Source organism: Streptomyces sp. NPDC042102, assembly GCF_055582305.1.
Genome location: NZ_JBVJDL010000001.1, coordinates 515,071 through 529,348 on the forward strand (window position 1 = coordinate 515,071; position 14,278 = coordinate 529,348).

Consider the following 14,278-nt stretch of genomic DNA (forward strand, 5'->3'; position numbering starts at 1 on the left):
GGGGGTTCAGGGCGCTTCTGACCAGTGGATAGTAATTTCCTTATGGTGGAAGTTCAATGGTTTGTTGATGTCGAGATTCTCTGAGTCGACACATTCCGTATCGCGGTGGCCCTGAGTGCCACGGTGGTCACACCGCGCTCAGGTCAGCCGCGCCAGGTCGGCGGGGGTGTCGATGTCGAACGCCTCCGCGATGTCCCCGCACTCCACCAGAGTGAGCTCCCGCGCGTGCGCTGTCAGGTGGACACGCGCACCCTTGTCGCCCGTCGCCGTCGCCACGATGTCCGGCCACCGGTCGGCCCCGAAGAGCACCGGGTGCCCGCGCTCGCCGTCGTACGCCGCCGCCACCAGCGAGGCGGGGGAGCGGTACGCCGCCCGCACCCGGGCCACCGCCCGCGCCCCGATGCCCGGCTGGTCCACGAGCGAGACCAGGGCCGCGGCGGCGCCCGTACCGGCGAGCGAGGCCAGCCCCGCGCGCAGCGAGGAGCCCATGCCCTCGGCCCAGTCCGGGTTGTCGACCACCACGCAGCCGGTCAGGTCCGCGCGCTCGCGGACCTCGGCCGCGGCGGCGCCCAGGACCACGTGCAGCGGGCCGCAGCCGGCCTCGCGCAGCACGCGCACGGCGTTCTCGACGAGCGGCCGGCCGCGGTAGGGCAGCAGGGCCTTGGGGCGGCCGCCGAGCCGCCGGCCGCCGCCGGCCGCCAGGAGCAGTCCGGCGATCAGGGGCGCGCCGCCGGGGCCGGGAGAGGATTCGTTGGAGGACATGGGGTCGATTCTCGTCGCAGCCGCCGCAGCAGGGTCCGGACGGGGGCCCACGCGGGCGCGATCCGGACCGGGTCGGCGATGCGGTGCTCGGCGGCCAGCAGCAGGGCCCGTTCGTCGCGATCGGTCAGCATCTCGGCGACTCTCCTTGCCAATCGAGGTCCAATACGGCGAGTCTGGACTCCGGTGGCCCCGTCAGGCAGGGCCAATCGGGGGAGGTTGGCATGGCAAACGGGCGAGTGGTCCACACGGCGGACCGGACGATCGGCAGCCGGCAGCTCGCTGCCCTGCTGCCCGCCGAGGTGCTGGCCCGCCCCGGCTACCGGTCGCTCGCCGATGCCGTCCGCACCCTGATCCTCGACGGCCGGATCGCCCTGCACGTGCGGCTGCCCGCCGAGCGCGAGCTCGCCGAGGCGGTCGGCGCCAGCCGGGCCACCGTCACCGGCGCGTACGACCTGCTGCGCGAGAGCGGTTACGTCCGCAGCCGGCGCGGCTCCGGCACCTGGACCGAGCTGCCCGACGGGCACGCCCCGGTCGGTGCGCACGGCCTGCTCTGCGCGGGCGGCACCGGCGGCCGCACCGCCGACGGCGAAACGGGCGCCGACCTCGCCATCGCCGCGATGGGCGCCCCCGACGGCGCCCTCGCCGAGGCGCTGGCCCAGGTCGCGCCCCGGCTGGCCGACGCCGCCCGCGGCCACGGCTACCACCCGTTCGGCCTGCCCGACCTGCGCGCCGCCATCGCCGAGCGGTTCACCCGGCGGGGGCTGCCGACCCGGCCCGAACAGATCCTGATCACCGCCGGCGCCCAGCAGGCCTTCGCACTCGTCGTCAGCCTGCTGTGCCGGGCCGGCGACCGGGTGGTCACCGAGAACCCGACCTACGCCAACGCCCTCGACGCCCTGCGCCAGGCCCGCCTGCGCACCGCGTCGATCGCCGTCTCCGACGCCGGCTGGGACATGGAGATCGCCGAGTCCACCCTGCGGCAGACCGTGCCGCGCCTGGCGTACGTGATTCCCGACTTCCACAACCCGACGGGCGCGCTGATGCCCGAGGGCCAGCGGCTGGCCCTGCTGGAGGCCACCCGGCGGGTGGGGACCTGGCTGGTCGTCGACGAGACCATCGCCGACATCGCCCTCGACGTGCCCGCGCCGCCGCCGCTGGCCTCGCTCGCACCGCGCGGCGGCGCGGACCACGTGCTGACGATCGGCTCGCTGAGCAAGACCCACTGGGGCGGGCTGCGGGTCGGCTGGATCCGGGCGACCGCGAGGACGGTGGCCGAGCTGACGACCGTACGCGTGGCCGCCGACATGACGGGCTCGGTCCTGGACCAGCTGGTGGCGCTGCCGCTGCTGGACGGCCTGGAGCGGAGCCTGCCGGACCGCCTCGACCTGCTGCGGGCGCAGCGGGCGGCCCTCGTCCGGGCCCTGGAACGGCACACACCGGAATGGTCCTGGCAGGTCCCGCCCGGCGGCCTGTCCCTCTGGGTCGACCTCGGGGAACCGGTCAGCTCGGCGCTGGCGGAACGGGCGGCCGCGGCCGGGGTGCACATCGTGCGGGGCGCGCGGTTCGGGGTGGACCCGGGGACGTTCGAACACCGGCTGCGGATCCCGTACACGCTGCCGGCCGCCACGCTGGAGTCGGCGATCCACCGCCTGGCGGCGGCCGTCCACGACGGCGTCCCCCTGACCCCGGCGGTGGACCGCCCCCACTGGGTCGCGTGACCCGGGCCGCCGCTGCGCGGGGCTCTTTCCCCACCCCGCCCCTTCCCGTAACCGGGGGCAAGCCCCCGGACCCCCATACGTGCGCTTCGCGCCCGTGCGCTCAAACGCCGCGCGGGCTTTTCAAGCCCCGCCGGCGTTTGAGGCGCGGGGTCTGGGGCGGAGCCCCAGTTCGGGAAGGGGCGGGGTGGGGAAAGGAGCCCCGCGCAGCGGCGCCGCCTACGGGGTGCGGATCAGGCGGCGGGCGCCGGCCGCGGCCACCGCCGCCGTCCGCGAGTCCACCCCCAGCTTGGCGTAGATGTGCACCAGGTGGGACTTCACCGTCGCCTGGCTCAGGAACAGCCGCTTGGAGATCTGCTGGTTCGACAGCCCGTCGGCCACCAGCTGCAACACCTCCAGCTCCCGCTTCGTCAGCGCCTCCGCGGGCGTCCGCATCCGGTCCATCAGCCGCAGCGCCACCGCCGGCGCGAGCGCCGACTGCCCGGCCGCCGCCGTACGGACCGCCGCCGCCAGTTCCTCCGGCGGCGCGTCCTTGAGCAGGTAGCCCGAGGCCCCCGCCTCCACCGCCGCCAGGATGTCGGCGTCCGTGTCGTACGTGGTCAGCACCAGCACCCTGGGACCCCCGGGCCGGGCCGTGATCGCGGCCGTGGCCTGCGAGCCGTGCATCCCGGCGCCGAACTGGAGGTCCATCAGGACCACGTCCAGCTCCAGCTCCGCCGCCAGTTCCACCGCCCGCTCGGCGGTCGCGGCCTCGGCCACCACCGTGAACCCGGGCTCGGTGTCCAGGACCGCGCGCAGCCCCGCCCGGACCACCGGATGGTCGTCGGCCAGCAGCAGCCGGATCGTCATACGAGGGCCTCCTCGGCCAGTGGCAGGGTCACGGCCACGGCGGTGCCCTGGCCCGGAGCGGACTCCACGTCGAAGACGCCGCCCAGCGACTCGGCCCGCGAGCGCATGGCGGGCAGCCCGAAGCCGCCGCCGCCCTCGGCCCCCGCGCCCGCCCCGGCTGCCGCTCCCGGGGCCGCGGGGTCGAAGCCCCGCCCGTCGTCGACGATGTCGAGCGTCACCGACGTGTCCATGAAGGTCAGCGTGATCTCGGCGCGCGCGGCCCCGGCGTGCCGGACCACATTGGCCAGCGCCGACTGCGCGATCCGCAGCAGGGCCACCTCGTACGGCGTGGGCAGCGCACGCGGCGTACCGCTGAGCGAGAACCGCACCCGCGGACCCGGCGCTCCCGTGCACAGCCGCTCCAGCGCCGCCGCCAGCGACCCGTGCTCCAGATCGGGCGGACTCAGCGCCCGGACGAACCGGCGCGCCTCGGCGAGGTTGTCCTGGGCGGCCTGCCGGGCCTGCGCGATGTGCGCGAGCGCCACCGGCGGCGCCGGCGGGTCCTCGCCCAGCGCCCGCTCCGCCGCCCGCAGCAGCAGCTGGATCGACGACAGGCCCTGCGCGAGGGTGTCGTGGATCTCGCGCGCCAGCCGTTCCCGTTCGGCCAGGACGCCCGCGCCGCGCTCGGCGGCCGCCAGGTCGGCCCGGGTGGTGATCAGCTCCTCGATCAGCTTCCGGCGCCGCTCGCTCTCCCGGTACAGCGCCTGGTAGCCCAGCACCGTCGCCACCGCCACCGCCCCGCCCAGCAGCGGGCCGAGGAACGCGCCCGGCCTGACCGTGTCGCTGTGCGCGAGGAAGCCGCCGATCGCCGCGAGCGCCGTCACCGCGACCGCCGGGAGCCCCCAGCGCAGCGGCAGCAGGTGCAGCTGGAGGAAGTACAGCGGGAAGGCGATCCACAGCCCGTCGGGGGAGACCGTGAGCAGGGCCAGCCAGGCGGCGCCCAGCGCCGCCAGCCACACCGCGCCGGCCCGAGGCGAGCGGTGCACGGCGGGCGTGCGCACCCCGGCGGCGTACACGGCGGCCAGCACCGCGGCGGCGGCCACCGCCCCCGCGGCGTGCGGCGCGGCGCCGGTCAGCGACCGTGCGACGGCGAGCACGAGCAGCCCCAGCAGCAGCGCGTGCAGGCACAGCCGCAGGACGCGCGAGACGGGGGTGAGGGGCGGGAAGGGGATGCGGGGACGGGGGGCGGGACGGGGAGAACGCATGACCGGACCAGCGTACGGGGGCGGCCGCCGCGGCCGGTCAACCAAAAGTTCGATGTCCGCGTGCGTCCTTCGATACGAGGATCTCTCCTGTGGCGCGATGCCCGGCGTCCACGCGGAGCAGCAGGGTGGGGATCATGTTCGTCGCATGGAGAGATCTACGGTTCGCCAAGGGCCGCTTCGCCCTCATGGGCACGGTCGTCGTGCTGATCACCCTGCTGGTGGGCCTGCTGTCCGGGCTCACCGCGGGGCTGGCCCGGGAGAACGTCTCGGCGATCACCGGCCTGCCCGCCACCCACCTCGCCTTCGCCGCGCCCCCCGGGGACCAGAAGGTGTCCTTCACCAACTCCCAGCTGCCCGAGAGCGCCTGGCAGACCTGGCGGAGCCGGCCGGGCGTGGCCGCCGCCCACCCCGTCGGCATCCGCACCACCAACGCCGCCGCCGGTGAGCGCACCGCCGCCGTCTCCGTCTTCGGCGTGGAGAGCGCGGCGCGCCTGGCGCCCGGCGACCTCACCCAGGGCCAGGTGATCCTCTCGGAGAAGGCCGCCCGGGAGCTCGGCGGCCTGCGGGCGGGCGGCAAGCTCCGGATCGGCACCCTGGAACTCACCGTCGGCGCCGTCTCGGGCACCGCCGCGTACAGCCACACCCCGGTCGTCTGGATGGACCTGGCCGACTGGCAGCGCATCGGCAACCCCGGTACCTCGATCGACACCCTCGCCACCGTCATCGCCCTGACCACCACCGGCGGGGCGGACCTCGCCGCCGCCGACCGGGCCGCCGGTACCAGGACCCAGGGCCTGGACGAGGCACTCGGCGCCATCGGCTCCTACCAGGCCGAGAACGGCTCGCTCCAGCTCATGCGCGGCTTCCTCTTCGCGATCTCCGCCCTGGTCATCGGCGCCTTCTTCACCGTCTGGACGATCCAGCGCAGCGGCGACATCGCGGTCCTCAAGGCCCTCGGCGCCTCCACCCCCTACCTCCTGAAGGACGCGCTCGGCCAGGCCGTGGTCATGCTCGCCGCCGGTACGGGCCTGGGCACGGCGCTGGCCGCCGGCCTCGGGGCGGTGATCAGCGGCGGCGACGTCCCGTTCGTCCTGGACGCGCCGACGGTGCTGGTCCCCGCCGCGATCATGATCGCGCTCGGTGCGGCCGGTGCGGCCCTCTCCATCCGGCGGATCACCGCCGTCGACCCCCTGACCGCCCTCGGGAGCGCCCGATGACCCTCCTCGTCAACGACGTCACGCTCACCTACCCCGACGGCGAGGGCCGGCTCACCGCCCTCGACGCGGTCCGCCTCGACGTCCCCGCCGGCACCCTGACCGCCGTCGTCGGACCCTCCGGCTCGGGCAAGTCCAGCCTGCTCGCGGTCGCCGCCACCCTGGTCACCCCGGACTCCGGGCGGGTGGTCGTGGCGGGCCGTGACACGGCCCGGATGGGCGCCGCCGAGAAGTCGGCGCTGCGCCGCGAGCACATAGGCATCGTCTTCCAGCAGCCGAACCTGCTGGCCTCGCTGACCGCCGCCGAGCAGCTCCAGGTGATGGCGCACCTCTCCGGGCGGCCCTCCCGGCAGCTGCGCCGCCGGGCCCTGGAACTGCTGGACGCGGTGGGCCTGGCCGACAAGGCCGACCGGCGCCCGCACCAGCTCTCCGGCGGTCAGCGCCAGCGCGTGAACATCGCCCGCGCCCTGATGAACGACCCCTCCGTGCTGCTGGTCGACGAACCCACCAGCGCCCTGGACCACGAGCGCGGCGCGGCCGTGCTCGACCTGCTCGTCACCCTGACCCGCGAGCGGTCCACCGCCACCGTCCTGGTCACCCACGACCGCGCCCACCTGGAGCGGATGGACCGCACGGTGACGATGACCGACGGCCGGCTCACCGACGCGGTCCCGGCGGCCTGACGCGGGCGCGGCGGGCGTACGAAGGCCCCGGACCCCTCCCGTGGAGGGGGTCCGGGGCCTTCGTACGCGGACGGGCCCTACGCCGGGTTCTGGTTGGCCAGTGCCACCGACAGCTCGGCCGCGATGCCCTGCAGGATCGGCACGATCGACTCGGTCGCGGCCTCGGTGACCCGGCCCGCCGGGCCCGAGATGGAGATCGCGGCGGCGGTCGGCGAGTTCGGCACGGAGACGGCGAGGCAGCGGACCCCTATCTCCTGCTCGTTGTCGTCGACGGCGTAGCCGACCCGCCGGACCTGCTCCAGGGCCTCCAGGAAGCCCTCGGGCGTGGTGATGGTCTTCTCGGTCGCCGCCGGCATGCCCGTACGGGCGAGCAGCGCGCGTACCTCCTCGGCGGGCGTGTGCGCCAGCAGCGCCTTGCCCACACCCGTGGAGTGCGGCAGCACCCGGCGGCCGACCTCGGTGAACATGCGCATGGAGTGCTTGGACGGCACCTGGGCGACGTAGACGATCTCGTCGCCGTCGAGCAGGGCCATGTTCGCGGTCTCGCCGGTCTCCTCGACCAGGCGCGCCAGGTACGGACGGGCCCAGGTGCCCAGCAGCCGCGACGCGGACTCGCCCAGCCGGATCAGGCGCGGGCCGAGGGAGTACCGTCGGTTGGGCTGCTGGCGTACGTAGCCGCACGCCACGAGGGTGCGCATCAGCCGGTGGATGGTGGGCAGCGGCAGGCCGCTCGCGGCGGAGAGCTCGCTGAGGCCGACCTCGCCCCCGGCGTCGGCCATTCGTTCGAGGAGATCGAAGGCGCGCTCGAGGGACTGGACGCCACCGCTGGCGGCGGTGGACTTGGAGGCGTCGGTGGTGCTGGCGCTGGACGTCGGCACGGCGCGGTCCTTTCGGTGCTGGCAGGCAAGGAAGCAGCCTACCCGGCGGCCGGCGGCTTCCCCAGATCCGGGTCGCGGCCGTCCTCCCCGGTCAGAGGCGGTTTGTCCGGGTGGCGGACGGCCTTCGGATGTCACCCGGCCGCGTGGCCTGGTGATCGCTACATTCTGTAGAACGAAATCTTAATTCCATCTCGTGGAAACATCCAAGGGTGATCGCGGCGCGTCAGCGGTCCGTCCGGGCGCTCTTGACGGGCCCCGGATCGCCGTGAAGACTCCGTCAACAGAACGTTGAATTTCGCTCTGTGGAAGTAGATGGGGAGGTTCCGGGTGTCCGACGTGGCAGTGGAACTGGTACTGCGCTCGACGCGCGTCATCACCCCCGAGGGGACACGCGCCGCCTCGGTGGCCGTCGCCGCCGGGAGGATCGCGGCCGTGCTGCCGTACGGGGCCGAGGTGCCCGCCGGCGCCCGCCTGGAGGACTTCGGCGACGACGTCCTGCTGCCGGGTCTCGTCGACACCCACGTCCACGTGAACGACCCCGGCCGCACCGAGTGGGAAGGCTTCTGGACGGCCACCCGCGCAGCCGCGGCCGGCGGCATCACCACGATCCTCGACATGCCGCTCAACTCCCTGCCCCCCACCACCACGGTGGACAACCTGGTCGTCAAGCAGGACGTCGCCCGCGCCAAGGCGCACGTGGACGTCGGCTTCTGGGGCGGCGCCCTGCCGGACAACGTCAAGGACCTGCGCCCCCTGCACGACGCCGGCGTCTTCGGCTTCAAGTGCTTCCTGTCGCCCTCCGGCGTGGAGGAGTTCCCCGAGCTCGACCAGGACCAGCTGGCCGCCTCCCTCGCGGAGATCGCCGGCTTCGGCGGCCTGATGATCGTGCACGCCGAGGACCCGCACCACCTGGACTCCGCGCCGTCCGTCCCGGGCCCCAAGTACGCCGACTTCCTCGCCTCGCGCCCGCGCGACGCCGAGAACACCGCGATCGAGAACCTGATCGCCCAGGCCAAGCGGCTGAACGCGCGCGTGCACGTGCTGCACCTGTCCTCCTCCGACGCGCTGCCGCTGATCGCCGCCGCCAAGGCCGAGGGCGTGGCGGTCACCGTCGAGTCGTGCCCGCACTACCTCACCCTGACCGCCGAGGAAGTGCCCGACGGCGCCAGCGAGTTCAAGTGCTGCCCGCCCATCCGTGAGGCCGCCAACCAGGACCTCCTGTGGGACGCGCTCGCCGACGGCACCATCGACTGCATCGTCTCGGACCACTCGCCCTCCACGGCGGACCTCAAGACCAGCGACTTCTCCACCGCCTGGGGCGGCATCTCCTCCCTCCAGCTGGGCCTGCCGGCCATCTGGACCGAGGCCCGCCGCCGCGGCCACTCCCTGGAGGACGTCGTCCGCTGGATGTCCGCCGCCCCGGCCGCCCTCGCCGGGCTGGCCCGCAAGGGCGCGATCGAGGCCGGCCGGGACGCCGACTTCGCCGTGCTCGCCCCCGAAGAAACGTTCACCGTGGACCCGGCCGAGCTCCACCACCGCAACCAGGTCACGGCGTACGCGGGCAGGACCCTGCACGGCGTCGTGAAGTCCACCTGGCTGCGCGGCACGCGGATCGCCGACCACGGCACCCCCACCGAGCCCACCGGCCGACTCCTCGAAAGGCAGAACTGACTGTGACGGCGCTTCCCTCCTTCACCGGTAACGCGAACCCGTACGGAGGCGGCGACCCGTACGCCGACTACCGCACCGCGGACTTCCCGTTCACCCAGTACGCGAACCTCGCCGACCGTCAGCTCGGCGCCGGGGTCATCGCCGCCAACGACGAGTTCTTCGCCCAGCGCGAGAACCTCCTGGTCCCCGAGGCCGCCCACTTCGACCCCGAGCACTTCGGGCACAAGGGCAAGGTCATGGACGGCTGGGAGACCCGCCGCCGCCGCGGTGTGTCCGCCGACCAGCCCTGGCCCACGGCCGAGGACCACGACTGGGCGCTGGTACGCCTGGGCGCCCCCGGCGTGATCCGCGGCATCGTCGTCGACACCGCCCACTTCCGCGGCAACATGCCGCAGGCCGTCTCCGTCGAGGGCACCAACTGGGAGGGCGCCCTCGCGCCGACCCCCGAGGAGCTCCTCGGCGACGACGTGAAGTGGACGACCCTCGTCCCGCGCACCCCGGTCGGCGGCCACGCGGCCAACGGCTTCGAGGTGAGCGTGGAACAGCGCTTCACGCACCTGCGCGTCAACCAGCACCCGGACGGCGGCATCGCCCGCCTCCGTGTCTACGGCGAGGTCCTCCCGGACCCGAAGTGGCTGGCCGCCCTCGGCTCGTTCGACGTCGTCGCGCTGGAGAACGGCGGCGCCGTCCAGGACGCGTCCAACCGCTTCTACTCCCCGCCGACCAACACCATCAACCCGGGCCGCTCCCGCAAGATGGACGACGGCTGGGAGACCGCCCGCCGCCGCGACAACGGCAACGACTGGATCCGCTACCAGCTCGTCGCCGAGTCCGAGATCCGCGCCGTCGAGATCGACACCGCCTACCTCAAGGGCAACTCGGCCGGCTGGGCCTCGCTGTCGGTCAGGACCGGCGAGGAGGGCGAGTGGACCGAGTTCCTCCCGCGCACCCGCCTGCAGCCCGACACCAACCACCGGTTCGTCCTGGACACCCCGGCGGTCGGCACCCACGTACGGATCGACATCTTCCCGGACGGCGGCTTCTCCCGCCTGCGCCTGTACGGCTCGCTGACCGAGGCCGGCGCCGCCGCCCTCACCGCCCGCCACCAGGAGCTCGGCGGCTGATCCGGCCGTACACAGCACGCAGCACGCAGCACACCGCACACCGCCCCGGGGACCGGCACCCCCGGGGCGGTGGCCCGTTCACCGGCCCTACGCGGCGTGACCGCCGTCCACCGAGAACTCGGCGCCCGTGATGTAGGCCGCCTCGTCACCCGCGAGGAAGGCGACCATCGCCGCGATCTCCTCCGCGGTGCCGAACCGGCCCAGCGCCGTCAGCGGCACCTGGCCCGCGGCCAGCGGGCCGTCGGCCGGGTTCATGTCGGTGTCGACGGGACCCGGGTGGACGAGGTTCGCGGTGATGCCCCGCCCGCCGAGCTCCCGCGCCAGCGCCTTGTTCAGGCCCGTCAGGGCGGCCTTGCTCATCGTGTAGAGGGTGCCGCCGGGTCCCGGCACCCGCTGGGTCATGCAGCTGCCGACGGTGATGATCCGCCCGCCCCGGCCCAGATGGGCCGCGGCCGCCTGCGCGGTGAGGAAGACCCCGCGCACGTTGACGTCCAGGACCCGGTCCACCTCGGCCGCGCCCAGGCTCTCCAGGGGGCCCAGGACGCCGATCCCCGCGTTGTTGACGAGCACGTCGAGCCGCCCGAAGGCCTCGACCGTACGTGCCACGGCCTGCGCCGGGGCCTGCGCGTCACCGGCGTCCGCGCGGACGGCGAGCCCGCGCCGCCCGGTCGCCCCGATCTTTGCGACGACCTCGGCCGCGGCCCGCTCGTCGCTGACATAGCTGATCGCGACGTCGGCTCCGTCCTGGGCCAGCCGCAGCGCGGTCGCCGCGCCGATGCCCCTGCTGCCGCCCGTGACCAGTGCCGCCCTGCCGTTCATGGCTCCTCCTTCATTGGTTGCGTGTTCAATGAAATCCCCCGGCGGGCGGCCGTGCTGGCGGTAATCCGACCTCGCGTTCCGCAGGGGCTCCGCGTGCGTGGCGGACCGATGAGTTCCGCGCGCTCCGGGAGTCTGAACCCGTGCAACGGCTCGGACACCGCACGAGTCACCTCCAAGGAGCGCAGAACCATGGGCAAGCTGACCCTGACCACCTTCGTGACCCTCGACGGCGTGATGCAGGCCCCGGGCGGCCGGGACGAGGACACCAGCGACGGCTTCGAGTACGGCGGCTGGACGGTCCCGCTCTGGGACGACGAGGCCGGGCAGTTCGTGACCGAGGTCTTCGAACGCGCCTCGGCCTTCCTGCTGGGACGGCGCACCTACGACATCTTCGCGGCCTACTGGCCCGAGCACGACGACCCCGCCGACCCCGTCCCGCACAAGCTCAACACCCTGCCCAAGTACGTGGCCTCCACCACCCTCAAGGACCCCTCGTGGGCGCCGACGACCGTCCTGGACGGCGAGCTCCAGGCCGAGGTCACCCGGGTCAAGGACGCCATCGACGGGGAACTCCAGGTGCACGGCAGCGGCATGCTGGCCCAGTACCTGCTCGCCCGTGACCTGGTCGACGAGTTCAACCTGCTGGTCTTCCCGGTCTTCCTGGGCCGAGGCCGCCGCCTCTTCCCCACCGGGGGCCTGCCCACCACCTGCGACGTCGTGCAGTCGCGCACCACCGAGAGCGGTACGGCCATCCACACCTACCGCCCGGCGGGCCGCGCCGCCTTCGGCACGTTCGGCGAGTAGGGGCGAGCGGGGCCCAGCGGCGGCGAGCGGGGAGAGCAGCGTCGCGTGGGGGCGAGCCGACGCGGGCGACGGGGTGCGCGGCGGGGCCGCCCTGCCCGGAAGCGGGCAAACCCCTCGACCCCGCAAGATCGTCTCCGGTACGTTGACCCGCGACCCGTGTGAGCCGCCGCCGTCTCCACCCGCACCCAGCCGCCGGAGATCGCCAGGTGTCCTCGCTCGCCACGCCCGCCCCCGCGCCCGCCCTCGTCAGCCGCCGGGCCCGGCTCGCCGATCTGCCCGTCCTGCTCGTCGCGGTCGTCTGGGGCGGCAGCTACCTCGCCGCCAAGGGGATCACCACCACCCACACCGTGATCGCCGTGCTCGTGCTGCGGTTCGCGGTGGTGCTCCCGGTCCTGGTGGCCGCCGGATGGCGGCGGCTGCGGGCGCTGCGCCCCGACCAGCTGCGCGGGGCCGGGCTGCTGGGACTCGTACTCGGCGGGATCTTCCTGCTGGAGACCTACGGCGTCGTCCACACCTCCGCCACCAACGCCGGTCTGATCATCAGCCTCACCATGATCCTCACGCCGCTCGCCGAGGCCGCGATCCGACGGGTGCGCCCCTCGGGGGCCTTCCTAGCCGCGGCCGGGCTCTCCGTCGCCGGCGTGGCGCTGCTGACCCAGTCGGGCGGCTTCACCACGCCCTCCCTCGGCGATCTGCTGATCCTCGGAGCCGCCTGCGCCCGGACGGTGAACGTGCTGCTCACGGCCCGGATGAAGGCCCTGAGGGACGCCGACGCGCTGTCGCTGACCACCGTGCAGCTCGGCGGCGCCGTCCTGGTCTTCGCCCTGCTCGCCGCCCTGCCCGGTACCGGGGCGAGCCCCTGGGAGACCGCCCTCGGCTTCGGCCCCGCCCAGTGGGCCGGGCTCGCCTTCCTGGCCGTCTTCTGCACCCTGTTCGCCTTCTTCGTCCAGACGTGGGCCGTCCGCCGTACCTCGCCCTCCCGGGTCAGCCTGCTGCTCGGCACCGAACCCCTGTGGGCGGCGGCCGCCGGGATCGCGCTGGGCGGCGAGCGGCTGGGCGCCGCCGGCCTCGCGGGCGCGGCCCTGGTCCTCGCCGGCACCGCCTGGGGCCGCCGCGCCTGCCACTGAGTGCCGCGCCTGCCACTGACCGCCGCCCCGCCGCCGCACACGGACCGGACCTGAACGCGTGTCCGGATCCCGACCCCGCCCGGTGACCTTCGTCCTACGCTGACCGGAACGACGGGGGAACACGGGGAAGGGGCACGTCCCATGCCAGTCCTGGACATCAGCTCGTACGCGGAGGACTTCAACGCCGATCCGTATCCGTACTACGCGCGCCTGCGCGAGGCCGGACCGGTGCACCGGGTCACGCTCGTCGGAGAGGGCGGCGGCGAGGTCTGGCTCGTCGTCGGCCACGAGGAGGCCCGCGCCGCCCTCACCCACCCCGGCCTGTCCAAGAACTGGCAGGCCTCGGAGTACTTCGAGCAGATCGCCGCCAGCGCGGTCAACAACCACATGCTGGAGGCGGACCCGCCCCGCCACACCCGGCTGCGCAAACTCGTCGCCCGCGAGTTCACCGCCCGCCGCGTCGAGGCGCTGCGCCCGCTAGTCCAGCGCGTCACCGACGAACGGCTCGACGCCATGGCGGCCGACGGGGCCCGTCGCGCCGATCTGATCCGGTCACTCGCCTTCCCGCTGCCGATGACCGTCATCTGCGAGCTGCTCGGCGTCCCCGACCTCGACCGCGAGGCCTTCCGCCGCTGGTCCAACGAGGTCGTGGCGCCCACCACCGCGGCGAACTCCTCCTGGGCCCTGTCGGAGATGGAGCGCTACCTCACCGCGCTGATCGAGGACAAGCGCCGGCACCCCGGCGAGGACCTGCTCAGCGGGCTCATCCGGGACAGCGACGAGGACGGCGACCGGCTCGGCCAGGACGAGCTGATCGCCATGGCCTTCCTGCTGCTCGTCGCCGGCCACGAGACCACCGTCAACCTGATCGCCAACGGCGTACGGGCCCTGCTCGCCCACCCCGACCAGCTCGCCGCCCTGCGCGCCGACTGGAGCCTGCTCGACGGCGCGGTCGAGGAGATGCTGCGCTACGACGGGCCGGTCGAGGGCGCCACCTTCCGCTTCGCGAGCGAGGACCTGGAGATCGGCGGCGTGCGGATCGGCGTCGGCGAGGCCGTGCTGGTCTCGCTGGCGGGCGCGGACCGCGACCCGGAGCGCTTCCCCGACCCCGACACCTTCGACATCCGCCGGGCTCCCCAGGGCCACCTCGCCTTCGGGCACGGCATCCACTTCTGCCTGGGCGCGCCGCTGGCCCGGATGGAGGGCCGGATCGCCGTCCGCTCCCTCCTGGAGCGCTTCCCGGACCTCGCGGAGGATCCGGAGGCCGGCCCCCACGAGTGGATCCCGGGCACGCTGGTACGCGGGGTCAAGCAGCTGCCGGTGCGCTGGTAGCGGCCAGTGACCCCACACGTCCCTGTGCCCCCACACGCCCCGGTGCCCTCACCGGT

General features: G+C 74.1%; 13 protein-coding genes. 8 read left to right on the forward strand and 5 right to left on the reverse strand.

Features of this window, described 5'->3' with window-relative positions; genetic code table 11:
* Positions 1 to 138: 138 nt before the first annotated feature.
* Positions 139 to 762, reverse strand: a complete 624-nt coding sequence (locus tag ACZ6KO_RS02090) for a nucleotidyltransferase family protein (protein WP_469298838.1) — start codon at positions 760 to 762, stop codon at positions 139 to 141.
* Positions 763 to 983: 221 nt separating this feature from the next.
* Between ACZ6KO_RS02090 and yczR the strand changes: the two genes are divergently transcribed.
* Complete coding sequence (gene yczR, locus ACZ6KO_RS02095; RefSeq protein WP_469298841.1) at positions 984 to 2,480, forward strand: MocR-like transcription factor YczR; 1,497 nt, start codon at positions 984 to 986, stop codon at positions 2,478 to 2,480.
* Between the two features lie 216 nt (positions 2,481 to 2,696).
* Here yczR and ACZ6KO_RS02100 read toward each other — a convergent pair whose 3' ends face one another.
* Together ACZ6KO_RS02100 and ACZ6KO_RS02105 are read right to left on the reverse strand one after the other, a co-directional pair.
* Entirely contained in the window at positions 2,697 to 3,326 is a 630-nt protein-coding gene (locus ACZ6KO_RS02100) for a response regulator (RefSeq protein ID WP_401449739.1), read from the reverse strand.
* Entirely contained in the window at positions 3,323 to 4,570 is a 1,248-nt protein-coding gene (locus ACZ6KO_RS02105) for a sensor histidine kinase (protein WP_469298845.1), read from the reverse strand. The genes ACZ6KO_RS02100 and ACZ6KO_RS02105 overlap by 4 nt, the downstream gene beginning before the upstream one ends.
* A gap of 134 nt (positions 4,571 to 4,704) precedes the next feature.
* Between ACZ6KO_RS02105 and ACZ6KO_RS02110 the strand changes: the two genes are divergently transcribed.
* On the forward strand, positions 4,705 to 5,787 hold the full coding sequence (locus tag ACZ6KO_RS02110) for an ABC transporter permease (RefSeq protein ID WP_469298847.1): 1,083 nt from the start codon (positions 4,705 to 4,707) through the stop codon (positions 5,785 to 5,787).
* Positions 5,784 to 6,467 (forward strand): ABC transporter ATP-binding protein, encoded by a 684-nt coding sequence (locus ACZ6KO_RS02115; RefSeq protein ID WP_469298849.1) that lies wholly within the window; start codon positions 5,784 to 5,786, stop codon positions 6,465 to 6,467. Before ACZ6KO_RS02110 ends, ACZ6KO_RS02115 begins: the two co-directional genes overlap by 4 nt.
* Positions 6,468 to 6,544: 77 nt before the next feature.
* Here ACZ6KO_RS02115 and ACZ6KO_RS02120 read toward each other — a convergent pair whose 3' ends face one another.
* On the reverse strand, positions 6,545 to 7,345 hold the full coding sequence (locus ACZ6KO_RS02120; RefSeq protein ID WP_469298851.1) for an IclR family transcriptional regulator: 801 nt from the start codon (positions 7,343 to 7,345) through the stop codon (positions 6,545 to 6,547).
* Positions 7,346 to 7,657: 312 nt separating this feature from the next.
* Here ACZ6KO_RS02120 and allB point away from each other — a divergent pair, with 312 nt between their 5' ends.
* Together allB and alc are read left to right on the forward strand one after the other, a co-directional pair.
* The gene (gene allB, locus ACZ6KO_RS02125; RefSeq protein ID WP_469298853.1) at positions 7,658 to 9,016 is read left to right on the forward strand and encodes an allantoinase AllB; all 1,359 of its coding nucleotides are present in this window, start codon (positions 7,658 to 7,660) and stop codon (positions 9,014 to 9,016) included.
* Positions 9,017 to 9,018: 2 nt separating this feature from the next.
* Positions 9,019 to 10,140, forward strand: a complete 1,122-nt coding sequence (gene alc, locus ACZ6KO_RS02130; protein ID WP_469298855.1) for an allantoicase — start codon at positions 9,019 to 9,021, stop codon at positions 10,138 to 10,140.
* A gap of 87 nt (positions 10,141 to 10,227) precedes the next feature.
* On the opposite strand, the gene ACZ6KO_RS02135 is transcribed toward alc, so the two are convergent.
* Complete coding sequence (locus ACZ6KO_RS02135; RefSeq protein WP_469298857.1) at positions 10,228 to 10,959, reverse strand: 3-oxoacyl-ACP reductase family protein; 732 nt, start codon at positions 10,957 to 10,959, stop codon at positions 10,228 to 10,230.
* A gap of 189 nt (positions 10,960 to 11,148) precedes the next feature.
* On the opposite strand from ACZ6KO_RS02135, the gene ACZ6KO_RS02140 reads away from it, so the two are divergent.
* The 3 genes from ACZ6KO_RS02140 (at position 11,149) to ACZ6KO_RS02150 (ending at position 14,222) form a co-directional block, all read left to right on the forward strand.
* Positions 11,149 to 11,763 carry a dihydrofolate reductase family protein gene (locus ACZ6KO_RS02140; RefSeq protein ID WP_469298859.1) on the forward strand — a complete coding sequence of 205 codons (615 nt, stop codon included), beginning with the start codon at positions 11,149 to 11,151 and terminating at the stop codon, positions 11,761 to 11,763.
* A 206-nt stretch (positions 11,764 to 11,969) separates the two neighbouring features.
* Complete coding sequence (locus ACZ6KO_RS02145) at positions 11,970 to 12,890, forward strand: DMT family transporter (RefSeq protein ID WP_469298861.1); 921 nt, start codon at positions 11,970 to 11,972, stop codon at positions 12,888 to 12,890.
* Positions 12,891 to 13,031: 141 nt separating this feature from the next.
* A complete protein-coding gene (locus tag ACZ6KO_RS02150) occupies positions 13,032 to 14,222 on the forward strand; it encodes a cytochrome P450 family protein (protein ID WP_469298863.1) in 1,191 nt (396 codons plus the stop codon).
* The last annotated feature ends 56 nt before the right edge of the window (positions 14,223 to 14,278 follow it).